Source organism: Embleya sp. NPDC059237 (assembly GCF_042754105.1).
Classification (GTDB): Bacteria; Actinomycetota; Actinomycetes; order Streptomycetales; family Streptomycetaceae; genus Embleya.
The window spans coordinates 249,581-271,660 of sequence record NZ_JBHZAE010000008.1 but is presented as its reverse complement, the minus strand read 5'-3'; the positions used below and the strand labels follow the sequence as shown (position 1 = coordinate 271,660).

The 22,080-nt window shown below is 70.5% G+C and carries 19 protein-coding genes and 1 pseudogene; 11 read left to right on the top strand and 9 right to left on the bottom strand.

Annotated elements, in window-relative coordinates:
• Positions 1–141: 141 nt before the first annotated feature.
• Together ACFXKZ_RS25990 and ACFXKZ_RS25985 are read right to left on the bottom strand one after the other, a co-directional pair.
• A complete protein-coding gene (locus ACFXKZ_RS25990) occupies positions 142–684 on the bottom strand; it encodes a hypothetical protein (RefSeq protein WP_380003377.1) in 543 nt (180 codons plus the stop codon).
• The gene (locus ACFXKZ_RS25985) at positions 681–1,100 is read right to left on the bottom strand and encodes a hypothetical protein (protein ID WP_380003376.1); all 420 of its coding nucleotides are present in this window, start codon (positions 1,098–1,100) and stop codon (positions 681–683) included. The genes ACFXKZ_RS25990 and ACFXKZ_RS25985 overlap by 4 nt, the downstream gene beginning before the upstream one ends.
• A gap of 228 nt (positions 1,101–1,328) precedes the next feature.
• Between ACFXKZ_RS25985 and ACFXKZ_RS25980 the strand changes: the two genes are divergently transcribed.
• Both ACFXKZ_RS25980 and ACFXKZ_RS25975 read left to right on the top strand, forming a co-directional pair.
• Positions 1,329–2,171, top strand: coding sequence for a GntR family transcriptional regulator (locus tag ACFXKZ_RS25980; protein WP_380003374.1), 843 nt, complete (start codon positions 1,329–1,331; stop codon positions 2,169–2,171).
• A gap of 47 nt (positions 2,172–2,218) precedes the next feature.
• Positions 2,219–2,854 carry an HAD family hydrolase gene (locus ACFXKZ_RS25975; protein WP_380003373.1) on the top strand — a complete coding sequence of 212 codons (636 nt, stop codon included), beginning with the start codon at positions 2,219–2,221 and terminating at the stop codon, positions 2,852–2,854.
• A gap of 1,237 nt (positions 2,855–4,091) precedes the next feature.
• On the opposite strand, the gene ACFXKZ_RS25970 is transcribed toward ACFXKZ_RS25975, so the two are convergent.
• Positions 4,092–5,162 (bottom strand): PP2C family protein-serine/threonine phosphatase, encoded by a 1,071-nt coding sequence (locus ACFXKZ_RS25970; RefSeq protein ID WP_380003372.1) that lies wholly within the window; start codon positions 5,160–5,162, stop codon positions 4,092–4,094.
• 238 nt (positions 5,163–5,400) lie between these two features.
• Between ACFXKZ_RS25970 and ACFXKZ_RS25965 the strand changes: the two genes are divergently transcribed.
• Together ACFXKZ_RS25965 and ACFXKZ_RS25960 are read left to right on the top strand one after the other, a co-directional pair.
• Entirely contained in the window at positions 5,401–6,027 is a 627-nt protein-coding gene (locus ACFXKZ_RS25965) for a TetR/AcrR family transcriptional regulator (RefSeq protein ID WP_380003371.1), read from the top strand.
• An 80-nt stretch (positions 6,028–6,107) separates the two neighbouring features.
• A complete protein-coding gene (locus ACFXKZ_RS25960; RefSeq protein WP_380003370.1) occupies positions 6,108–7,811 on the top strand; it encodes an amidohydrolase family protein in 1,704 nt (567 codons plus the stop codon).
• 238 nt (positions 7,812–8,049) lie between these two features.
• Here the strand turns inward: ACFXKZ_RS25960 and ACFXKZ_RS25955 are convergent, their stop codons facing one another.
• Complete coding sequence (locus ACFXKZ_RS25955) at positions 8,050–8,448, bottom strand: SseB family protein (protein WP_078976240.1); 399 nt, start codon at positions 8,446–8,448, stop codon at positions 8,050–8,052.
• A gap of 254 nt (positions 8,449–8,702) precedes the next feature.
• Here ACFXKZ_RS25955 and ACFXKZ_RS25950 point away from each other — a divergent pair, with 254 nt between their 5' ends.
• The 3 genes from ACFXKZ_RS25950 to ACFXKZ_RS25940 all read left to right on the top strand — a co-directional run bounded on the left by ACFXKZ_RS25950 (position 8,703) and on the right by ACFXKZ_RS25940 (position 12,853).
• Entirely contained in the window at positions 8,703–10,529 is a 1,827-nt protein-coding gene (locus ACFXKZ_RS25950) for an acyl-CoA dehydrogenase (protein WP_380003369.1), read from the top strand.
• 141 nt (positions 10,530–10,670) lie between these two features.
• Positions 10,671–11,453, top strand: coding sequence for a maleylpyruvate isomerase family mycothiol-dependent enzyme (locus tag ACFXKZ_RS25945; protein WP_380003368.1), 783 nt, complete (start codon positions 10,671–10,673; stop codon positions 11,451–11,453).
• 113 nt (positions 11,454–11,566) lie between these two features.
• Positions 11,567–12,853 carry a M18 family aminopeptidase gene (locus ACFXKZ_RS25940; protein WP_380003367.1) on the top strand — a complete coding sequence of 429 codons (1,287 nt, stop codon included), beginning with the start codon at positions 11,567–11,569 and terminating at the stop codon, positions 12,851–12,853.
• A 63-nt stretch (positions 12,854–12,916) separates the two neighbouring features.
• Here the strand turns inward: ACFXKZ_RS25940 and ACFXKZ_RS25935 are convergent.
• Positions 12,917–14,365: pseudogene (locus tag ACFXKZ_RS25935) on the bottom strand (thioredoxin-like domain-containing protein); the annotation flags it as partial.
• Between the two features lie 160 nt (positions 14,366–14,525).
• Between ACFXKZ_RS25935 and ACFXKZ_RS25930 the strand changes: the two are divergent.
• From ACFXKZ_RS25930 to ACFXKZ_RS25920, 3 genes are all read left to right on the top strand, one after another.
• Positions 14,526–15,077: an LURP-one-related/scramblase family protein gene (locus tag ACFXKZ_RS25930; protein ID WP_380003366.1), complete on the top strand. Its 552-nt coding sequence runs from the start codon at positions 14,526–14,528 to the stop codon at positions 15,075–15,077.
• 94 nt (positions 15,078–15,171) lie between these two features.
• Complete coding sequence (locus ACFXKZ_RS25925; RefSeq protein WP_380003365.1) at positions 15,172–15,741, top strand: SigE family RNA polymerase sigma factor; 570 nt, start codon at positions 15,172–15,174, stop codon at positions 15,739–15,741.
• On the top strand, positions 15,717–16,421 hold the full coding sequence (locus ACFXKZ_RS25920) for a hypothetical protein (RefSeq protein WP_380003364.1): 705 nt from the start codon (positions 15,717–15,719) through the stop codon (positions 16,419–16,421). The genes ACFXKZ_RS25925 and ACFXKZ_RS25920 overlap by 25 nt, the downstream gene beginning before the upstream one ends.
• A 51-nt stretch (positions 16,422–16,472) precedes the next feature.
• On the opposite strand, the gene ACFXKZ_RS25915 is transcribed toward ACFXKZ_RS25920, so the two are convergent.
• Positions 16,473–17,246: a carbon-nitrogen family hydrolase gene (locus ACFXKZ_RS25915; protein ID WP_380003363.1), complete on the bottom strand. Its 774-nt coding sequence runs from the start codon at positions 17,244–17,246 to the stop codon at positions 16,473–16,475.
• Positions 17,247–17,395: 149 nt separating this feature from the next.
• Between ACFXKZ_RS25915 and ACFXKZ_RS25910 the strand changes: the two genes are divergently transcribed.
• Complete coding sequence (locus ACFXKZ_RS25910; RefSeq protein WP_380003362.1) at positions 17,396–18,208, top strand: maleylpyruvate isomerase family mycothiol-dependent enzyme; 813 nt, start codon at positions 17,396–17,398, stop codon at positions 18,206–18,208.
• Between the two features lie 56 nt (positions 18,209–18,264).
• Here the strand turns inward: ACFXKZ_RS25910 and ACFXKZ_RS25905 are convergent, their stop codons facing one another.
• The 3 genes from ACFXKZ_RS25905 to ACFXKZ_RS25895 all read right to left on the bottom strand — a co-directional run bounded on the left by ACFXKZ_RS25905 (position 18,265) and on the right by ACFXKZ_RS25895 (position 22,068).
• A complete protein-coding gene (locus ACFXKZ_RS25905; protein ID WP_380003537.1) occupies positions 18,265–19,542 on the bottom strand; it encodes a nitrate/nitrite transporter in 1,278 nt (425 codons plus the stop codon).
• Positions 19,543–19,687: 145 nt separating this feature from the next.
• On the bottom strand, positions 19,688–21,070 hold the full coding sequence (locus ACFXKZ_RS25900; RefSeq protein ID WP_380003536.1) for a dihydrolipoamide acetyltransferase family protein: 1,383 nt from the start codon (positions 21,068–21,070) through the stop codon (positions 19,688–19,690).
• A gap of 32 nt (positions 21,071–21,102) precedes the next feature.
• Positions 21,103–22,068 carry an alpha-ketoacid dehydrogenase subunit beta gene (locus ACFXKZ_RS25895; protein WP_380003535.1) on the bottom strand — a complete coding sequence of 322 codons (966 nt, stop codon included), beginning with the start codon at positions 22,066–22,068 and terminating at the stop codon, positions 21,103–21,105.
• Positions 22,069–22,080 lie beyond the last annotated feature (12 nt).

Below are 22,080 nucleotides of genomic sequence, written 5' to 3'. Positions count from 1 at the left end.
CCGTGTTCACGGGTGCGTTCGGGCTGTTCAGGGCCGCGTTCACGGTGTTCACGACCTGCCCGCCGGGAAGCACTCGGCGGGCGGCGCGGAACACTCGGGAACAGGCGCGGAAGCGTTCCCGGTGCGCGCGTTCAGGCGTGTTCAGGAACGGGGCGCGTCGGCGTACGCAGCGCCGATCGCGGCGGTCCAGGCGGCGCGGTTGTCGGTCACCGGGAAACGCTCCTCGGCAGGCCCGTGCTGCCTGCGCCACAGTGCTTCCGGGGCGCGAAAGGTCGCGGATGCACCGTGCATCCCGACGTACGTCGCCACCAGTTCACGAACCTTGTCGGCGGACAGCGTGGCCGGGTCGTCGTGAACGCCGTTGAGCACCATGAACGCGGCGAGTTCGGTCACCGCGATCAAGGGCGCAACCGCAACCGTAATGGTCGCCGGACCGCCGACGGCCACGCTCGGCGTGAACGTCGAGGCCGGCGGTTCGGGCGCCGGGCGGGTCGGCAACGAGGCGCTGAGCGGCCCGGCGGTCGGCGTGAACGCGGCGGCCCGGTTGCGGGTCTTCGGCGCGGTGATCGAGTCGGCGTGGGCGGTCAGGCAGGCGCCGCAGCGGTCGTTGTCGTTGTAGCGGCTGAGCGCGGTACCGCACGCGCAGCTGCGCGCGGCCCGGGTGAGCGTGGCCGTGGCGGTCATCGGGCCACCGCCAACGCGAACGAGGCGGAGGAACCGGCGGACCGCTCGGCAACGGCCCCGTCGCCGAAGACGTCCAGGACGCGGGCCCGGCACAGGTCCACCCACTCGGCGCCGCCGTTGTCCGCGTCGAAGTCGGCCGGGGCCTGCTTCTCCATCCGGCCGACCATGAGCTGAATCGGGGTGTAGCCGTTCAGCGTGAGGGAGGACGCGATCTCGAACCGGACCTGCTCCTCCGTGGCGATGTCCTCCGGCGTGATGAACTCCGACACCAACAGGGCCGCGACCATCTCCGCAATGGACAGGTGGATGCTCACCCGGCAGACCGGAAGCCTCGGAAAGGCGTGCCGTTCGGCGGGGAAAAGCGCCGCGGTGAGGTCGGGCAGGCGGTCGAGCGTCGGGAGCGTGCTGCGAGACATACTGGTCACGTCCTTCGGTCAACTTGCTGACTGAGGTTCGAACCCGGCGGGACGTCGACACTTGGCGGTAGAGGCGTCCCGTCGGAGCTGTGCGCAGGCCAAAGAAGGCCCTTCTTGCACCGTCCTGGACTTCACTGGACCGGCATGAACAACATAGACAACCTGCCTAGGCAGGTCAACAGTGTCTCCCACTTACCTACCTTGACCATGTCACCTAGCATGGCTGTCATGAGTCTTGACCCGGACGACCCTCGCGCGCCGTACCAGCAGGTGAGCAGCGCGCTGCGTGCTCAGATCCTCACGAAGAAGTTCCAGCCGGGGGAGCAACTGCCATCAGGCCCGGAGCTTGCGAAGCACTATGGCGTTGCCCGAATGACGGTCAGCAAGGCCCTGAAGATCCTTCAGGATGAAGGGCTGATCGTCACCAGGCAGGGAAGCGGGTCGTTCGTGCGCGAGCGCACCGAGCGGCCGGTGGGCCTCCGCCCGCACTTGGAACAGGCGTTCACTGAACAGCAGGTGACGATCGACTTTGCGGGCTTCTCCAGCGAAACGCTGCACAACGCCATGCAAGAACCGTTGGACAAGGTCCGCTCCGGCCGACTCACACCCGAGTCGATTTCTGTCCGGCTGCTGCTTCCGGATACTTCGGCGTCCATGGCTGTCCCGGTCCTCGTGGACGAGTTGGAGGACGATCCGGCCTTGCGCAACCGAGCGCGGGACATCGCCCTGACCAACGCCGGAGGCATCCTTCACTCCGTCGAGGTGCTTGCCGAGCTGGGTCTCATTCAGACGGCTAGTGTCCAGGTCAAAGTGCACCGTGCGTCTTCACTGTTCAAGCTCTACATCCTGAACAGGACGGAAGCCTTCTTCGGCTTCTATCCACTGCGGGAGAAGTCCGTCCCGATCGACGGTGAGTCGAAAACGTTCTACGACGTCACAGGGAAAGACACGACGCTGTTTCGTCACACTGCCGGCCCGGATGACGCCTCAATGGGTTCCCAGTACGTCCAACAAGCGCAGATGTGGTTCGACAGCGTGTGGCAGACGATCGCCTACGAGCGTGCGAAGTGACTCGGGAGTCACAGCCTCTCGCGGAAGTACTGCGGTCAGTCACCCATGTGCTTCTGGACTTCGACGGCCCCGTTTGCTCAATCTTCGCGGGCCTGCCCGCGACCGAGGTTGCTGCGCGCATGGTGACCGACCTTCAGACCGCTGGCGAAGTGACGCCCGACGAATGGTCCGGGGAACGCGATCCGTTGGCCCTGCTCCGCCGCATCGCCGACGCACGCGCAGACCTTGTTCCACGAGCCGATGGGCTACTCGAACGAGCCGAAAACGAGGCTGCGAAGACGGCTTTGCCAACGGCGGGAGCCAGCGAAATGCTGCGGGCGTGTGCAGACGGGGGACGATCAGTCTGGGTGGTTAGCAACAACGCCGGGAGCGCGATTCGCACCTACCTGCATGACCACAACCTGACACCCTTCGTCGCCGGCGTCTTTGGCAGAATCCCCGGCGACCCTTCGTCCCTGAAGCCAAACCCGCGTTTGCTCAACGACGCAATCGCGATGGCCATGGCCAAGCCGTCAGAGTGCGTGTTCATCGGCGATGCCGCGCGCGATGTGGAAGCAGGCACCGCCGCGGGCATCGCCACGATCGGCTACGCGAACAAGCCCGGGAAAGCCGAATCGCTCGCCAACGCTGGCGCGGTCTCCGTGATCGAGTCGATGTCGAGTATCGCCGACGCCTTGTTGTGAGAGAGGACGCAGACCCCCGACTGCGGCAGGTGGATCCGCATGCGAAGCGTGATGACCGAGCATCCACCGTGCGCACGGTGCGAGGTGTGCGCACGGCCGAGAGTGGGCCCTACGCGCGCGCGTGCGCGCGAGGCGCACGCGGTGTGCGCACGGTCCGCACGCGTGCGCACACCTGGACGCACGGTTACCCGGTGTTACTGGGTAGTGGGTACTGGGGCGCCCCCAGCAACCGCCGAGGAGCCCGCGCACCCTGTGGTCGGCGGGTTGCCACCTGCGATGCCCCAGTACCCCAGTAGCCGGCACCCCAGTACCCACTACCCAGTAGCGACCGCCCGCCGTGACGGCGCGTGCTCGCGCGTGTGGGCCCACACGGTTCACGTCCCAGACCTCCGCGAGAGGCCCGCAACCCCTCTTGAGGGGGAGTTCCAGGGGTGGGCCGTGTGGGCCCACACGGCCCACACAAGCAGGTCAGGGGCCCACACGGGGGCCCACACAGAGCGTGTGGGCCCACACAGGCGTGTGGGCCCCCTTGTGTGGGCCCACACAAGGTTCGGTGAAGCGCCAAGACCTTCGCGTAACCGGCGGGAGAAGGGCAGAGCGGAGCGGCCGTTGGCCGCCGGTTGTTGGCGTTCGCTGCGCTCACGCGTCGGCTCGCGCGCTCCCAGCGCTGGCCGGTTCCGTGACGTTGCGTGTGTTCCCGTAGGGGCCTCTACATCTGCCGGTTCGGCGCGGTGCAGAGCGTGCGGGGCGCACACCCCCTCTTAAGAGGGGGTTGGGGGGAGCGCCGCCCGTAGTGGCTCCTACGGGCATACAGGCAGGTCAGAAGCCATACAAGGGCCTCTACGCGCCCGTAGAGGCCCATACGGTCGTGCCGGAGGACCCGTAGGGGCCTCTACAGGACTCGTTGCCACGTCCGACACCTGCGGATGGCTTCTGCAAGGATCTCGGCACAAGAGCCGACGCGTGAGCGCAGCGAACGCCAACAACCGGCGGCTAACGGCCTCTCCGCTTTCTTCTCCCCCAGTCAGCTCGGCCCGGGGAAAGGGCAAGAGTCCACGCGCCGCGCCGGGGTGGACTCTTCTCCATGATCATGGGCCATGCGTGGGCCGCTGGGCTGCCCGTCGCGCCGTCGATCCCGTTGCCGCAGGTCAGAACCGCTTTCGGGGCGTCCTAGCCTCTGTTCGGCGAGGAGAGCGGGTCTCTTCTTTTTTGGGCGCTCTGCACCGGATCACGCGGGTTACGCCGACTGGTGGGTCGGCTCCAGGGCGCGGGCCGGCTTGACCACCTTCAGCAGCGGGCCGGTCAGGGTCACCGCCAGCATCGCCGCGTCGTCCTCCAGCTTGCCGCCCACGTGGGCGATCAGGGCCTGCTCGACCGCGTCCAGCATCCCGGCGGCGTCGTTGTGCGCGTAGGTCGCCAGATGTCGGCCCAGCGGGTAGAACACACCGGACGTGTCCCGGGCCTCCGTCACCCCGTCCGTATGCATCAGCAGCACGTCGCCCGGCCGGAACGGGACCGCCTCCACCACGCGCGCCGTGGCCGCCGGCAACAGGCCCATGCCCAGCGGCAGACCCGCCTCGCCGATCACCTCGCCCACCGTGCCGCCGCGCACCAGCAGCGGCGACGGATGGCCACACGCCAGCACCTGCATCGTGCCCTCGCCGGGACACAGCTCGACCATCACGGCGGTCACGAAGTCCTCGGTGCCCAGTTGCCGGTTCAGGCTGCGATCCACCCGGGCACCGACCTCCGCCAGGGTCGGCGCGTCGTAGGCCGCCTCGCGGAACGCGCCGAGCGTACGGGCCGCCATGTCGACCGCCTCGAGCCCCTTGCCGCGCACGTCGCCGAGCAGCACCCGCACCCCGTACGGGGTTTCCAGCACCTCGTACAGATCGCCGCCGATCGATGCCTCCTCGGCCGCCGCCCGATAGCGCACCGCGAAGCCGAACCGGCCGATCGTCCGGGGCACCGGCCGCAGCAGCGCCCGCTGGGCCACCTCCGCCACCGACTGCACACGATGCAGCCGGGCGTCCTGGCGCCGCCGCTCCCAGCCGACCCAGCACCCGAACAGCGTCACGATCAGGATGGCGGCCGAGACGCCGGTGGTGGACTTGTCCCCGCCGCCGTACGCGTGCGGGTTCAGCAGGAGCCGGGTCGCCAGCGCCACCGCCCCGGCCGTCGCGGTCAACCACGGGCGGTAGGCCATCGCCACCACCGCCGGAACCGCGATCAGCACCGCGTGCATGTCCAGGTAGTCCGGGGCGAACGCCCGACTCACCAGGACCGCCACGTAGAGGCCCACTGCCACCGGAACTGCTCGACGAGCGGGAAGCGCCAGGGCAGGCATGTATCGGGACCTTTCGTTGTCGCACAGGAGGGGACGGGCCGACGACCAACGCGATCCATGGTCACCCGTACCGAGGTACGCGGACAGGGGCGAAGGTCCCATTAGGTTCAAAACGTATCGAAACCTGGCCAAACAGGCACTTGACAGTGCCGCCATTCGGGTCGGGGGCCAGGCCCCGACCAGGCCCTATGCTGCGCCCATGCCCCGTGACTCCGGCCCCACCAGGCGCCGCATCGTCGAGGCCGCCGAGATCCTGTTCGCGCGGCACGGTCTCGACGTGCCGTTGCAGGACATCACCCGCGCGGCGGGGCAGCGCAACGCCGGCGCGATCCACTACCACTTCGGCGGACGCGAGGGTTTGTTGCGGGCGATCGTCGAGCAGCACGTGCCGGTCGTGTACGCCCGCCGCCAGGCGCTGCTTGCCGCGGCCCGCGAGCGGCCGGAGCGACTGTCCGGGTTCGCCCGCGCGATCGTGCTGCCGATCACCGAGCTGCTGAACGGCTCACCGGCCGACCGGGCCTACCTCCAGATCTCGGTGGAACTGCTGCGCGACGCGACCTCGCCGGTGACCCCGCTGCTCGGCGGCGAGGACGTGCAGGACGTGGTGGACGCGGTGGCCGCGGCCCGCCCCGATCTGCCCGCGACCGCGCTCCAGGCCCGCGCCTTCCTGGTCACCCAGATGGTCGGCATGTTGTGCGCGGCGCGCGCCGCCCGGCACAACAGCCCGCCGCGCCCGGACGGCATCGCGCCGACCGGCCTGCTCGGCCCGGAGGCGTTGGACGTCCACCTCACGGCGATCGTCGCCGGCGCCCTCGCCGGCGACTGAGCCGACCCCGGCCCGGAATGCCTTGACTCCTTGCCCCTCTCGTATTAAACACTGCCTTTAATTAACGAGAGAGGGACGCCATGGCGAACCACGACCTGGTCATCAAGGGCGGCATCGTCGTCGACGGTTCCGGCAACCCGCGGGTTCGCGCGGACGTCGCGATCACCGACGGCGTGATCACCGCGATCGGGCGCGTCCCCGCCGAGGACGCGGATCGGGTGATCGACGCGACCGGACTGATCGTCGCGCCCGGCTTCATCGACCTGCACACGCACTACGACGGCCAGGTCTTCTGGGACCCGTACCTGACCACGTCCGGCCCGCACGGGGTGACCTCCGTGGTCACCGGCAACTGCGGCTTCGGCTTCGCCCCGGTACGCGAGGACATGCGCGATCGCGCGATGTTGTCGATGACCGCCGTCGAGGACATCCCCACCGAGACCCTGCGCGAGGGCATGCCCTGGGACTGGGTCACCTTCCCCGAATACCTGGACAGCGTCGAGCGCACCCCCAAGGCGGTCAACGTATTGCCCTACGTTCCGGTGAACCCGCTGCTGATCTGGGTACTCGGCCTGGAGCGGGCGAAGGCGGGTGCGCTGCCCACCGACGCCGAACACGCGGAACTGGCACGCCTGTTGACCGAGGCGATGGACGCCGGCGCGGGCGGCTGGTCGGCGCAGTGCCTGGGCGAGCCGGGCAACCCGAACGGCCGGCTGATGCAGGGCGACTTCGACGGTACGCCGATGCCCACCGACATCATGTGGCCGCAGACCCGGCTGGCCCTGGCCGAGGCGCTGGCCGGACAGGGCCGCGGCTTCATGCAGGTGTCCGGCACGCAGATCACCGAGGAGGAGTACGAACACCTCGTCGAGGTCGGCGGCCGGCCGCTGATCTGGAACGCGGTGATCGCCAACTCGCGCAGCGGCGGCCTGTACCGGCGCAAGATCGAGTGGCTGCGCAGCTGCCAGGAGCGCGGCATCCCGATCTACGGCCAGGCGATGACCACCGACGTCCCGGTGCCGTTCAGCTTCCTGTACGGCGGCGTGTCCACCCGCCCGCCGGTGGCCACGATCTTCGAGGCCGAGACCGTGGAGGCCAAGATCGCGCTGCTGAACGACCCGGCGATCCGCGCCGAACTGCGGGAATTCGACCCGCTGTTCTACCACCTGTACCCGGACATGAAGCTGCACCGCACCTTCACCGAGGAGTACAAGCAGTACGAGGGCCTGTCGTTCAAGGAGATCGGCGCGCGGCTCGACCGGCACCCGGTGGACGTGCTGTGCGACGTCACCATCGCCGACGGGCTGACCACCGAGGTGCACACCGGCCAGTTCAACGCCACGCTGGAGGGCCTGAAGGAACTCGTGGACTACGAATACCTGTTGCCCGGCCTGTCCGACGGCGGCGCGCACCTCAAGACGCTCAGCGCGGGCATGTACGGCACCGAGTACATCGTCGAGTACGTCCGCAAGCACGCCTGGACCTCACTGGAGCAGGCCCACTGGCGGTTGTCCGGACTGCCCGCCCGGTGTGCGGGCTTCACCGACCGCGGCGTGCTGAGCGTCGGCGCCGCGGCCGACATCATCGTCTACGACTACGACGAACTGGCCTACGGCGACCCGAAGTTCGTCCACGACCTGCCCGGCGGCCAACTGCGCACGGTGATCGACGCGAAGGGCTACCGGCACATCCTGGTCAACGGGCGGGTGACGGTCGAGAACGACGAGCCCACCGGCGTACACAGCGGCGAACTGCTGCGCCACGGAAGGGCGAACCCCCGCTGACCCGAACGCCCCCGCCGACTCGTACGCATGGATCCGGTCCGCACCCGGGTAGGCATGCGACACCGCGAACACGGACGAGCAAGGGGGCGCGATGTCGAAGAAGACCCGCAAGCGCAAGTCCCGTCGCAAGCACCGGGCCAACCACGGACACCGCCCGGCCTGATCGCACCACCGACCCGGATGCGCCGGCCGTCATCGTCGATGACCGCCGGCGCGTCCGGCCGTTGCGGGGCCGCCGTCAGCCGTACATCCGCCGCATCGCGAAGGCGATCATCTGCTCTATGGCCTTGGCGTCGAACATCACCCGGTGCTCGCCGTCGAGGTCGAGCACGAAGCCGTAGCCGTTGGGGAGCAGGTCGAGCACCTCGGCGCCGGTGACGGTGAAGTGTCTGGACTCCTCGCCGGCGTACTTCTTGAGTTCGGCGAGGGAGCTGAACATCGGGATCACCGGCTCGGGGGTGTTGTGCAGGGCCAAAAAGCCCGGGCGATCCCCCCTCGGGCAGAAGACCTTCGACGCGATGAAGATGGACTGGAAGTCCTCGCCGTTCATGACGCCCGTGGCGAACGCGCGCACGGCGTCGGTGAGCGCCGGCGCCTCCGCCCGGGCCTGGGGTTCCTCGGTTGCGTAGCCGTACACACCACGAGGCTAGCGGGTCCGCGGCCGGGGTTTGAGCCCTCGGCCGAGACGGTCATGAGTACCTGGTGGTAACCCGATGGGAACCTCTCGGGGATTGAAAAAGTTACCCATGGGTACGATCATTATGTTACCGACCAGTACACTGGTTTTCGGATCGCTTCGGTCGCTCGCTCGATTCTTCGGGTCGAGCCGTCGAGTGTCGAGCAGTTTCAGTCAGCGCAGTACACCGGACGCAACCACGGGCGGAGCCTGTCATGGGTCACTACAAGTCGAATCTCCGCGACCTGGAGTTCAACCTGTTCGAGGTCTTCGGGCGCGAGCAGGTCTATGGCACGGGTCCGTTCGCGGACATGGACGTCGAGACGGCCAGGTCGATCCTGTCCGAGGTCGAGCGCCTCGCCGTGAACGACCTCGCCGATTCCTTCGCGGAGGGCGACCGCAACCCACCCGTGTTCGATCCGGCGACGCACTCGGCCACGCTGCCCGAGGCGTTCAAGAAGTCGTACAAGGCCTACATGGACTCCGAGTGGTGGCGCCTCGCGCTCCCGGAGAGCATGGGCGGCACCAACTGCCCGCGCTCGCTGCGCTGGTCGGTGGCCGAACTGGTGCTCGGCGCCAACCCGGCGCTGTGGATGTACGCGGCGGGCCCCGACTTCGCCCAGGTGCTGCACACGCTCGGCACCGAGGAGCAGCGCAAGGTCGCCGGCTTCATGGTCGACCGCCAGTGGGGCTCCACGATGGTGCTGACCGAGCCCGATGCCGGTTCCGACGTCGGCGCGGGTCGGACCAAGGCGGTGCGGCAGGAGGACGGCACCTGGCACATCCAGGGCGTCAAGCGCTTCATCACCTCCGGTGACCAGGACATGACCGAGAACATCATCCACCTGGTGCTCGCGCGCCCGGAGGGTGCGGGCCCCGGTACCAAGGGCCTGTCGCTGTTCGTGGTGCCGAAGTTCCACTTCGACCCGGAGACCGGCGAGCTCGGCGAGCGCAACGGCGCCTTCGTCACCAACGTCGAGCACAAGATGGGCCTCAAGGTCTCCACGACCTGCGAGCTCACCTTCGGCGAGCACGGCGTCCCGGCCGTCGGCACCCTGGTCGGCGAGGTGCACAGCGGCATCGCGCAGATGTTCAAGATCATCGAGTACGCCCGGATGATGGTCGGCACGAAGGCCATCGCCACGCTGTCCACCGGCTACCTCAACGCGCTCGAGTACGCCAAGGAGCGCTTCCAGGGCGCCGACCTCGCGCAGATGACGAACAAGGCTGCGCCGCGCGTGTCCATCACGCACCACCCGGACATGCGCCGCTCGCTGCTCACCCAGAAGGCGTACGTCGAGGGCATGCGCGCGCTGGTGATGTACACGTCCTCGTGGCAGGACCGGATCGAGGGCGCCGCGCTGGCCGGCGGCACGGACGAGACCGCGGATCGGGTCAACGACCTGCTGCTGCCGATCGTCAAGGGCTATGGCTCGGAGAAGTCCTACGAGCAGCTCGCCCAGTCGCTGCAGACCTTCGGCGGGTCGGGCTTCCTGCAGGAATACCCGATCGAGCAGTACATCCGCGACGCCAAGATCGACACCCTCTACGAGGGCACCACCGCGATCCAGGGTCAGGACTTCTTCTTCCGGAAGATCGTCCGCGACCAGGGCAAGGCGCTGACCGTGGTGGCCGGCGAGATCCAGGAGTTCATCGCCGCGCACGCCGAGGGCGAGCTGGCCGCCGAGGTCAAGCTGCTCGCGACCGCCGCCGAGGACGTCCAGGGCATGGTCGCCGCGATGATCAACCAGCTGATGGCGTCCGAGCAGGAGATCGACTCGATCTACAAGGTCGGCCAGAACACCACCCGCCTGCTGCTCGCCGCCGGCGACCTGGTGGTCTCGTGGCTGCTGCTGCGCCAGGCCTCGGTGGCGCTGGCCAAGCTGGCCGGCACGCCCGGTCGCGACGAGGCGTTCTACCAGGGCAAGGTCGCCGCCGCGAAGCACTTCGCGCGGGAGATCCTGCCGCTGCTCACCCCGCAGCGGCTGATGGTCGAGCAGATCGACAACGCCCTGATGGACCTCCCGGAGGCGGCCTTCTAGTTCGGGCCGCTCGCACTCCACGAGGCGCCGCCTCCCGCTCCCGGGCGAGAGGCGGCGCCTCGCCGTGTCGGGGCCTCGTCAGCTCCCCCGAGGGGGTTGCCACCGGTCCCGACGATTGCCTCGGGCCTCTACCGTGAGGCCATGACTTCGCTGAGCCACGACCGCCACTGCGCCGAGATCGTCGCGCAGACCGATCTGCTTCGGGCCACGATCGAGGGGGCCGACCCGACCGTGCCCGTGCCGTCCTGTCCCGGGTGGAACGTCGGACAGTTGGTGCGGCATCTGGGCGGCGGGCAGCGCTGGGCGGCGAAGACGGTCCGGAGCCGGGCCGCCGAGCCGGTCGCCGATCAGGATTTCCGCGACCTGGCCGCGTACACCCACGAGGATCCCGCCGTGCTCGGGCCGTGGCTGGCCGAGGGGGCCGCGGCGTTGGCGGAGGCGTTGCGCGAGGCCGGGCCCGACGCGGCGCTGTGGACGCCGGTCACCGGCGGCACCGCCGCGTTCTACGCCCGGCGCTTCACCCACGAGACCGCGCTGCACCGGGCCGACGCGACGCTCGCGCTCGGCGCGGACTACGTCCTGGACCACGAGGTCGCGGCGGACGCGCTCGACGAATGGATGGAACTCGGCGCGCTGCCCATGCACTTCGAGGTCCACCCCCGGATGCGCGAACTGCTCGGCCCGGGCCGCACCGTGCACCTGCACGCCACCGACGTCGCGGACGCGGAGTGGGTGCTCGACCTCACCGGCGACGCGATCACCTGGCGGCGGGCGCACGAGAAGTCCGCGGTGGCGCTGCGCGGGCCGCTGGTCGAGTTGTTGCTGGTCGCCTACAAGCGGCGCACCCCCGCCGAGGCGGACGTCGAGATCCTCGGCGACGCCGACCTGCTCGCGTTCTGGCTCGACCGGGTGAGCTTCGGCTGAACCACGCCCACCGGGTCGCCGCTCCGGGCCGCGCCGGGGGCGGGGCGTAGGCTCGTCGGCGGACAACCGCCACGATCCTCGCGGCCGAGCGGGCCGCGCACCTTGGAGTATGCATGCCCTCGCCGCGCTTCGACCGGAGTCACACCGATGATCTGATCGCGTTCATCGGCGCCAGCCCGTCCCCCTACCACGCGGCCGCGAACGTGGCCGCGCGGCTGGAGGAGGCGGGCTTTCGGCGGCTCGAGGAGACGGCCGCGTGGGACGGCGAGGCGGGCGGGCGCTACGTGCTGCGCGGCGGCGCGATCGTGGCCTGGTACGTGCCGGAGGGCGCGGAGAGCACCCGCGGCTTCCGGATCGTCGGCGCGCACACCGACTCGCCGACGCTGCGGGTCAAGCCGCTGCCCGACACGGGCGCGGCCGGCTGGCGGCAGATCGCCGTCGAGGTGTACGGCGGCCCGCTGCTGAACTCCTGGCTGGACCGCGACCTCGGCCTGTCCGGTCGGATCGTGCTGCGCGACGGCCGCGAGCGCCTGGTCTTCGTCGACCGACCGCTGCTGCGGGTGCCGCAGTTGGCGATCCACCTGGACCGCGCGGTCAACGAGGCCGGGCTGCAACTGGACAAGCAGCAGCACATGACCCCGATCTGGGGGCTCGGCCCGGTCGACGAGGGCGCGCTGATTCGATTCGTGGCCCAGGAGGCAGGGGTGCCCGCCGGCGACGTCACCGGGTGGGACCTGATGGTCCACGACGTCCAGAAGCCGAGCTACCTCGGCCGCGATCGCGAACTGCTCGCCGCGCCGCGCCTGGACAACCTGCTGTCGGTGCACGCGGGGCTGGCCGCGCTGCTCGCCGCCGCGCACGACGGGGCGGCGCACATCCCGGTGCTCGGCGCGTTCGACCACGAGGAGACCGGCAGCGACTCCACCACCGGCGCGGGCGGCCCGCTCCTGGAGACGGTGCTGACCCGGATCGTCAGCGGGCGCGGCGGCTCGCTCGACGACCGCGCGCGGGCGTTCGCCGACTCGTTCCACCTCTCCAGCGACGTTGGGCACGCGGTACACCCGAACTACGTCGGTCGGCACGAGCCGGGCCATCACCCCGTACCCAACGGCGGCCCGATCCTCAAGGTCAACGCCAATCAGCGCTACGCCACCGACGCGCGCGGTCGGGCCGTGTGGACCGCCGCGTGCGAGCGTGCAGGGGTGCCCGCGCAGGTCTTCGTGGGGATCAACTCCCTTCCCTGCGGCACCACGATCGGCCCGATCACCGCGACCCGCCTCGGCATCGAGACCGTGGACGTCGGCGCGGCGTGCCTGTCGATGCACTCCTCGCGCGAACTCTGCGGTGCCGACGACCCGTTCCTGCTCGCCTCGGCCGCCGCGGCTTTCCTGGAGGGCTGAGCACGAGCGTCCGGGGGGCGACCGCGATGCGCGGCCGCTCCCCCGGGCCCGGGGCTACGTGTGCGGGAGGCGGAATTTGCGGACCCGGTGGGCCGAGGACTCGACCACGGTCAGGTACAGGTCCTCGTCCAGGTCGGCCACCACCGCCACCGCGGCCGGCTCCTCCAGACCGGTGAGCAGGGTCGACACGAACCCGTCCGAGGGGTCGTAGCGCCGCACCGCGCCGTTGTAGGTGTCCGCGACCACCACCGAGCCGTCCGGCAACGTGTCCACACCCAGCGGGTGTTGGAACAGCGCGTGCTCGGCCGGGCCGTCGCGCAGGCCGAAGTCGAACAGGCCGCGCCCGACCACCGTCTCGATGCCGCCGTCCACGAGCCGGCGCAGCGCCGAGCTCTCCGCATCCACCAGCCACAACGTGTGGCCGTCGGGGGAGACCGCCAGGCCCGAGGGCTGGGCGAGGCAGGCGGTGTCCACCGGGCCGTCCTCCATGCCCTCGTCGGTGGTGCCGGCCAGCACCCCGACCCCCTCGCCCACCGGGTCGAACTCCCAGAGCTGGTGGACCCCGGCCATCGCCACGATGATCCGGCCGCCGAACCACGCCACGTCCCACGGGCTGGAGAGATCGATCGTGCGGGCCGCGCCGTGGTCCTCCGCGCCGCGGCGGCGCTGCCGGCCGGTGCCCGCGACGGTCCGGATCGACCCGGTGGCCAGCGAGACGCCGCGCAGCGCGTGGTTGGCGGTGTCGGCGACCACCACGTCGTAGCGCACGTGTGCGGCCACCTCGGGCGGCAGCAGCGCCATGCCGTGCGGCTCGGCCAGCATCGCGTGCCGGGGCCCGCCGTCGAGCAGTCCGCGCCGCCCGGTCCCGATCCGGCGCAGCACCGTGCGCCCGTCGTCGGAGAGTTCGGCGAGCGAGTGGTGGCCGGTGTCGGCGACCAGGAGCGCCCCCGACGGCAACCGGAGCACCTGGCCCGGGAAGCGCAGGTCGGTGCGCGGGGTCTCGGGCCGGTCGACCTCCTCGGCGGACCGGCGCAGCGTGCCCTTGCCGTCGTGCTCGGCGACCAGGTCGGCGATCAGCGACTCGATCTCGCCCACGTGGCCCTCGCCGGACAGTTGCGCGACCACGTAGCCCTCGGGATCGACGACCACCAGGGTCGGCCACGCGTGCACCGCGTACTGCTTCCAGGTGCTCAGCTCCGGGTCGTCCAGGACCGGGTGGCACACCTCGTGCCGCTGTACCGCGCACACCACCGTGCCGTGTTCCGCCTCGTGTTCGAACTTGGGCGAGTGCACGCCGATCACGGTCAGCACGTCGCGGTGACGCTCCTCCAGGCCGCGCAACTCGGCCAGCACGTGGTGGCAGTTCACGCAGGCGGAGGTCCAAAAGTCCAGCAGCACGATCCGCCCGCGCAACCCGGCCAGCGTCGGTCCCGGTCCGGCGGTGTTGATCCAGCCTCCGGAACCGGACCACTCGGGGGCCCGGACCCTGGTTCGACGCGCGGTGCTGCTCATGATGCGAAGTGAACCATCCGCCTCGGCCGCGAGCCGTCGGCCCGCGCGGGTACGGGCCGCACCCCACCCAACCGGGTGTATCCGTACCGCCGCACGCCGGCGTGCCGAAGACGACTGAACGCCGCCATATCGGGCAGTCTGCCGACAAGGCGAGGCGACCGTGGAGGCACCAGTGTTCGGGGACGAGTACGACGGCGGCACCCAGCTCTACCCGGGGATTCCGCCCGGCCGCTATCTCGTGCGGGAGAAGATGTTCGCGATCGGCGACGACTTCTGGGTCACCACCGAGGACGGCGAGAAGGTCTATCTGGTCGACGGCAAGGCACTGACCCTGCACGACCGGCTGGAGCTCAAGGATTCCGCCGGCACCGTGTTGGCGACCGTGAAGAAGAAGATCGTCAGCATCCATCATGCGATGAAGGTGCAGGACGCGACCGGCGAGACGGTCGCCACGGTGCGCAAGAAGATGTTCACCCCGCTGCACGAGGCGTTCACGGTGGAACTCGCGGTCGGGACCGAACTCACGGTGCGCGGCGACATGTTCCACCACGAGTACGGGATCTCCGGACCGAACGGGCCGGTCGCCCAGATCACCCGCAAGTGGCTGCGGGTGCGGGACACCTACGGCATCGACATCGCGCCCGGCTGGGATCATGCGCTGATCATCGCGACCGCGGTGTGCGTGGACCGGTTGAGCGACGACGAGGACTGAGCCCGCGCCGAGCCCGCCGAACCGTCGACGGTTCGGCGGGTTCGGCATAGAACCGTCCACCCCCACACGTCTGTTCGGGTGAAAGGGGGCACGGTTGAGATCCCAACGGGAAGAGGACGAGTTCCGCGTCTTCGTCGAGGCCCGGCGGACGGCTCTGGTGCGCACCGCGTACCTGCTGTGCGGCGATCGCGACGAAGCCGAGGACCTGGCTCAGGCCACGCTGACCAAGGCGTATACCTCCTGGGCCCGCGTGTTCGCGGCGCAGAGCCCCGACGCCTACGTGCGGCGGATCATGGTGAACACCCATCTGTCCCGGGTCCGGGTCCGCCGGGTGACGCACTTCCTCACCGACCGGCTGCCGGATCGGGCCGGGCCCGACTCGACCGGCGCGGTGGCCGAACGCAGCGTGCTGATGGCCGCGTTGGGCCGGTTGCCGGCCGGTCGACGGGCGGCGGTCGTGCTGCGCTACTGGGAGGACCGTCCGGAGTCCGAGGTCGCGCAGATCCTCGGGTGTGCGGTCGGTACGGTGCGAAGCCAGACGTTCAAGGGACTCGCCCAACTTCGCAAGGATCCTCAACTCGCCGATCTGATCCCATATCAGACGGAAACCCCCTCGACTTCGGATACGGAGGTGCGGCCATGGCCGACGACGGCACCGCACTGAGGGAGGCGTTCATGGCAGAGATCGAGGCGGCGCGGTTGACCCCGCCGACGGCCGACGCGGCGATCCGCGGCTCGCGCAGGCGCCGGTGGCGCGGGTTCACGTTCGGTGCGGCGACGGTGACCGCGCTGGTGCTGGGCGGTGGCGGCGCGGTGATCGCGGGGGGTGTGCTGGACGCGGAGGGCAGGTCCAACGACATCGTCTCGGTCGACCAGGGCACCCGGCCGCCCGGCGCCACTCCCGACATCGTGGGCACGGGTGTGGTGGCCGGGAAGACGTGGACGTACCGCGCCTGGGCGGAGGGTCCCGAGCGCACCTGCTTCGAGGAGGTCCGGAAGCAGTTCGACAGCGGGTTCGGGAAGGCGTGCGACGTGCGCCCGGGACGAACCGCGCGGGACAAGGCCAACGACCGCAACCGGTTCGGCGGCGGCGGCTCCTTCGGCCGACTCGACGGCGAGAAGAATCTGTACGTGGCGGCGATCCAGGCCGAGGTCTCCCCCGATGTGGCCTACCTGGAGGTCACCTGGCAGGGACACAAGGACCCCGTGGTGATCCACCCCGTGCGGGTCGACCCCGAGACGCGGGTCTACGTCCTGGTGGTGACCGCGCGCAAGGCGGCCCCCGCGTACAAGCTCAAGGCGTACGACGCGGCGGGCAAAGAGGTGAAGAACATCCACCTGTGAGCCGGTCCCGCGGCACGGCGCCGCGGGGCCGGCCCCGACGAGACACGCGGCTCAGAACACCCGGTTCTGCAGGACCGGGAAGTCCTCGCGGGTCTTGGCGACCAGCGCGGGGTCGATCTCGGCGGTCAGCACGGTCTGTTCGGTCCCCGCCTCGGCGACGATCTCGCCCCACGGGTCGATCACCATGCTGTGCCCGCCCATCGCCTGGCCACCCTGCTCGCCGGTGACGTTGCAGGCGAGCACGAACATCTGGTTTTCGATCGCGCGGGCGCGGGACAACACGCGCCAGTGCTCGACCCGCCGCGCCGGCCACGCGGCGGGCAGCACCAGCACCTCCGCGCCCGCGTCCAGGATGCGCCGGAACAGCTCCGGGAAGCGCAGGTCGTAGCACGTCGCCAGGCCCACCTCGGCCCACGGCATGCGAACCTGCGCGGTCTCGGTGCCGCGCGAGATCAGCGCGGCCTCGCCGCCGGTGAAGCCGAAGCGGTGGATCTTGCGGTAGGTGCCGCGCAGCGCGCCGTCGGGGTCGAAGACCAGCGACGTGTTGTAGAGGTTGTCGTCCGGGCCGCGTTCGATGATGCTGCCGGCATGCAGCCAGACGCCGGCGTCGCGAGCCGCGCGGCCCATGGCCTGGGCCGCCGGACCGCGTACCCCCTCGGCGTCCGTCTCCCAGTCGTCGTAGACCCAACCCGTGTGCAGCCACAGCTCGGGCAGCACCACGAGGTGGTCGCCGCGTCGGGCGCGGACCAGGGCGGTCACCTCGGCCAGGCGCTCGCGGGCGGGCACCGCCGGGTCGACGTCGAGTTGTACGAGCGAAACGCGCACTTTCCCCTCACCTACACCGCTTGCTTCCCGCGAACGGGCTGACCGCAGGATCTTTGGCAGCGTAACGTGCCTGCCAGGATCCCGGACCACGTCAAAGCAACGGTCGCTCCCCTCCATTCGACCGGTGACGCAGCGACGAGAGGTAGTACGTGACCATCGACCTGAAAACGCACGTCGACGCCTGGGAGCACTCGGTGCGCTCCCTCAAAGATCTGGTCTCCACCCTGACCGAGGGCCGGTGGAGCAGCCCGACCGAGTGCCCGGGCTGGTCGGTCCGGGACGTGGTGTCCCACGTGATCGGCATCGAGCTGGAACTGCTCGGCGATCCGCGGCCGATCCACACGCTGCCGCGCGATCTACGGCATGTGCACGACGAGTTCAGCCGCTACACCGAGATACCGGTGGACGTGCGGCGCTGCCACACCTCGCCGGAGATGACCGGCGAATTGGAATACGTGATCCTGCGCCGGCGCCGGATGCTCGACGAGTGCGAGCGGGCTCCGGACGACGAGGTGCGCGGCATCATGGGCCGCAGCGTCCCGTACCGCTTCCTGCTCACCCAGCGGGTGTTCGACGTGTGGGTGCACGAGCAGGACGTGCGGCGCGCGATCGGGGAGCCCGGCAACCTGGACTCGCCCGCCGCGCTGATCACCCGCGACTTCCTGCTCGCCGGGCTGGCCCGGGTGGTGGCCAAGGACGCCAAGGCGCCGGCGGGCGCGTCCGTGGTGTTCGACGTGACCGGGCCGGTGGAGTTCATGCGCACGGTCACGGTGGACGAGAACGGCCGGGGCCGGCTCGACGGCCGGGTCCCGCTGGGGCCGCTGGTGTCGATCGGCACCGACTGGGAGACGTTCGTGCGGTTGATGTGCGGTCGGGTCGCGCCGAACCGGGCCGAGGTGCGGATCGAAGGCGACCCCGACCTCGCGCAGCGCATCCTGGGCAGCATGGCCGTCACACCCTGAACCGTCGCCCGCGCGCCGAGGGTGCCCGGAGTGCGGTGGGGCGATCGGGCGCGGCCTCAGCCCGCGTCGGACACACTCTCGCGCTCGGGTATACGCCGGGCCACCACGCACACCGGTTCGGGCCGCCGTTCGCGGCCCGCGGCCTTGCGGGCGTAGCGCAACACCTGTACGACGCCCAGGAGCAGCGGCACGGCCTGCACCGCCATCGCCACGCGGTACGCGTTCAGGCCGTGCTCGCCGCCGCCGGGCTCGACCAGGTCCAGGACTAGGCCGATGGCGAACAGGCACAGGGTGGCGGCGGCGAATCCGCCGACGTTGACGATGCCGGACACGGTGCCCAGGCGCTGCGGCGGATTGCCCGCCCGGGCGAACTCCATGCCGACCAGGGACAACGCGCCGCCGGGCCCGATCACCAGGGCCAGCAGGACCAGGAGCCACAGCGGCGAGGGCTCGCTCGGGATCAGTACCGCCGCCCAGGCCGCGACGGCGAGCACGGGCTGTCCCACGCACAACACGAGCCGGCTGCCCGGCCGGCGGGTCACCAGCGGGCCGACCACCAGGCACGCGAGCATGTTGATCACGATCGCGACGGTGAGCAGCGCGCTCGCGGCGCCCTTGGACAGGCCCTGGCCCTCGACCAGGAACGGGAAGCCCCACAGCATCAGGAATACCTGCGGCAGGCAGCCGCACGCCCAGTGCGCCCACAGGCCGAGCCGGGTGCCGGGCTCCGCCCACGCGGCGCGGACCTGGGACCACATGCCGGGACCGCCCGCCGGCCGGGTGCGCGCCGGGGCACCGGGGTTGTCGCGCAGTACGAGCAGGAGCACCACCAGGACCAGGACGCCGACCCCGGCCGAGACGGCGAAGGTGCGACTCCAGCCGAACGCGTGCAGCGCCCCGGCGAGCGGGGTGGCGCCGGCCAGGTTGCCGGCCATCCCGAGCAGTGCGGTCAACTGGGTCAGCACCGCCACCCGGTTCGGCGGGAACCACACCGCCACCACGCGCAACACGCTCACGAAGGTCATCGCGTCGCCCATGCCGACCAGGACCCGGGCGAGCACCGCCCCCGGGAAACCGTGCGCGAAGGCGAAGGTGAACTGTCCCGCCGTCATCAGCACCAGACCGCACCCGAGCACCCGCTTGGCGCCGAACCGGTCGGTGAGCGCGCCGACGGGTATCTGCAGGCCCGCGTAGACGAGCAGCTGCAACATCGGGAAGAGGGAGAGCTGCGACGCGGAGACGTGGAAGCGCTCCTGGGCCTCGATCCCGGCGACCCCGAGGCTGCTGCGATGGAACACCGCGACGACGTACACCGAGGCCGCCACCGCCCACATGATCCAGGCGATTCGGCCGCCGAGCCGGGTGGGCACTGGGTCCGCAGTTGGCTTCACAGTACACATACATTATCGGACGCCGTCGGACATACGTCCGGCCGGGCCCCGAACAGGGCCCGGCCGGACGAAGTCCGCAACCCGGGGATCAGCCGCGCACGAACAGCAACTTCGGCCGCTCCAGCATCTGCGCCACGTCGGCCAGCACGCGCGAGCCCAACTCGCCGTCCACCATGCGGTGGTCGAACGACAACGACAGCGTGGTCACCTGCCGGGGCTTGACCTTGCCCTTGTGCACCCACGGCTGCTCCCGGATCGCGCCCACCGCCAGGATCGCGGCCTCGCCCGGGTTGAGGATCGGTGTGCCGCCGTCCACCCCGAACACGCCCACGTTGGTGATGGTGACCGTGCCGCGGGCCAGGTCGGCGGGCGAGGTGCGGCCCTCCCGCGCGGTGGCCACCAGCTCGGTGAGCGCGCCGGCGAGCGCGGTCAGGCTCTTGCCGCCCGCGTCCTTGATGTTCGGCACGATCAGGCCGCGCGGGGTGGCCGCGGCAATGCCCAGGTTGATCCGGTCCCGGACGACGATCTCCTGGTTCGCCTCGTCCCAGGAGGCGTTGATCTCCGGGTGCCGGGCGATCGCCACCAGCAGCGCCCGGGCGACCAGGAGCAGCGGGCTCACCTTGGCGCCCGCGAAGTCGGGCAGCTCGCGCAGCTTGCGCACGAGTTTGACGGAGCGGGTCACGTCCACCGTCACCCACTCGGTGACGTGCGGCGCGGAGAACGCGCTGGCCACCATCGCCTGCGCGGTCGCCTTGCGCACTCCCTTGACCGGGATGCGCCGCTCGCCGGCGATCGTCTCGCCCGGTCCGGTCGCCTGGAACGGCTGCGCCGCAGGCGCCGGCGCCGGCGCCGGGCGGGCGGCGGCGTGCACGTCCTCGCGGGTGACGGTGCCGCCGGGGCCGGAGGGCTGTACCGACGCGAGGTCCACGCCCAGGTCCCGGGCCAGCTTGCGAACCGGCGGCTTGGCGAGGGCGAGGGAGCCGCCGGCCGGGGCGGGGCGGGCCGCTCCGTTCGTCGGCGCCGTGGCGTCGGCCCTGCGGGGTCGCCGTTTGCCGCTGCTGGTGCGTACGCCGTAGCCGACGAGTACCGCCGTGCGGGTCTCCTTGCCCTTCTCCTTGCCCGCCTCCTCGGTCGGGGCCGGCGCGGCGCTCGGGGCCGGCGCCTCGGCGACCGGCGCGGCGACCGGCTCCGGGACGAGGTCGGCCGCGAGGGCCTGCTCCCGCTCCGGCTCGGCCGCGGCCACGGCGGTGCCCGCGGGCGCGACCGCGATGATCGGCGCGCCGACCGCGACCGTGTCGCCCTCGGCGGCCAGCAGTTCGGTCACCACCCCGTCGTACGGACACGGCAGTTCGACCAGCGCCTTGGCCGTCTCCACCTCGACCATGATCTGGCCGTCGTGCACCTCGTCGCCGGCCTTGACGTGCCAGACGACGATGTCGGCCTCCTCCAGGCCCTCGCCGACGTCGGGCATCAGGAACTTCTTCACCTCGGACACGGGGTTCCTCACCAGGCCAGGGAGCGGTCGACGGCATCGAGCACACGGTCGAGGTCGGGGAGGTACTCCTCCTCGACCCGGGACGGCGGGTACGGCGTGTGATAGCCGCCGACCCGCAACACCGGTGCCTGAAGGTGGTAGAAGCAGCGCTCGGTGATGGTCGCGGCCACCTCCGCGCCGATGCCCAGGAACGACGGGGCCTCGTGGACGACCACCAGGTGTCCGGTGCGCTTGACCGACTCCTCGATCGCGTCGAAGTCCAGCGGGGACACCGAGCGCAGGTCGATCACCTCCAGCTCGCGCCCCTCCTCGGCGGCCGCGGCGGCGGCCTCCAGGCACGTGGCCACCATCGGGCCGTAGGCGACCACGGTGCACGCGTCGCCGGAGCGCACCACGCGCGAGTCGTACAGCGATCCCGGGGTCGCGGCGGTGTCCACCTCGGCCTTGGTCCAGTAGCGCCGCTTGGGCTCCAGGAAGATCACCGGGTCGTCGGAGGCGATCGCCTGCTGGATCATCCAGTAGGCGTCGACGGGGTTCGAGCACGCCACCACGCGCAGGCCCGCGGTGTGCGCGAAGTACGCCTCGGGCGACTCGCTGTGGTGCTCGACCGCGCCGATGCCGCCGCCGAAGGGGATGCGGATGACGATCGGCAGCCGCACGTAGCCCAGGGAGCGGGCGTGCATCTTGGCGAGCTGGGTGACGATCTGGTCGTAGGCGGGGAAGACGAAACCGTCGAACTGGATCTCCACGACCGGCCGGTAGCCCGCGAGGGCGAGGCCGATCGCGGTGCCCACGATGCCGGACTCGGCCAGCGGGGTGTCCACCACCCGGTCCTCGCCGAAGTCCTTCTGCAGCCCGTCGGTGACCCGGAAGACACCGCCGAGCTTGCCGATGTCCTCGCCCATGATCAAAACCTTGGGGTCGCTCTCCAGGGACCTGCGCAGTCCCGTGTTGAGCGCCTGCACCATCGACATCTGACGGGTCGT

Bases quoted from the DNA above. Each gene is read 5' to 3' on its own strand.
- ACFXKZ_RS25990 (WP_380003377.1), bottom strand. From the start codon at position 684: ATGACCGCCACGGCCACGCTCACCCGGGCCGCGCGCAGCTGCGCGTGC.
- ACFXKZ_RS25985 (WP_380003376.1), bottom strand. From the start codon at position 1,100: ATGTCTCGCAGCACGCTCCCGACGCTCGACCGCCTGCCCGACCTCACC.
- ACFXKZ_RS25980 (WP_380003374.1), top strand. From the start codon at position 1,329: ATGAGTCTTGACCCGGACGACCCTCGCGCGCCGTACCAGCAGGTGAGC.
- ACFXKZ_RS25965 (WP_380003371.1), top strand. From the start codon at position 5,401: ATGCCCCGTGACTCCGGCCCCACCAGGCGCCGCATCGTCGAGGCCGCC.
- ACFXKZ_RS25960 (WP_380003370.1), top strand. From the start codon at position 6,108: ATGGCGAACCACGACCTGGTCATCAAGGGCGGCATCGTCGTCGACGGT.
- ACFXKZ_RS25950 (WP_380003369.1), top strand. From the start codon at position 8,703: ATGGGTCACTACAAGTCGAATCTCCGCGACCTGGAGTTCAACCTGTTC.
- ACFXKZ_RS25945 (WP_380003368.1), top strand. From the start codon at position 10,671: ATGACTTCGCTGAGCCACGACCGCCACTGCGCCGAGATCGTCGCGCAG.
- ACFXKZ_RS25940 (WP_380003367.1), top strand. From the start codon at position 11,567: ATGCCCTCGCCGCGCTTCGACCGGAGTCACACCGATGATCTGATCGCG.
- ACFXKZ_RS25920 (WP_380003364.1), top strand. From the start codon at position 15,717: ATGGCCGACGACGGCACCGCACTGAGGGAGGCGTTCATGGCAGAGATC.
- ACFXKZ_RS25905 (WP_380003537.1), bottom strand. From the start codon at position 19,542: ATGTGGGCGGTGGCGGCCTCGGTGTACGTCGTCGCGGTGTTCCATCGC.
- ACFXKZ_RS25900 (WP_380003536.1), bottom strand. From the start codon at position 21,070: ATGCCCGACGTCGGCGAGGGCCTGGAGGAGGCCGACATCGTCGTCTGG.
- ACFXKZ_RS25895 (WP_380003535.1), bottom strand. From the start codon at position 22,068: ATGTCGATGGTGCAGGCGCTCAACACGGGACTGCGCAGGTCCCTGGAG.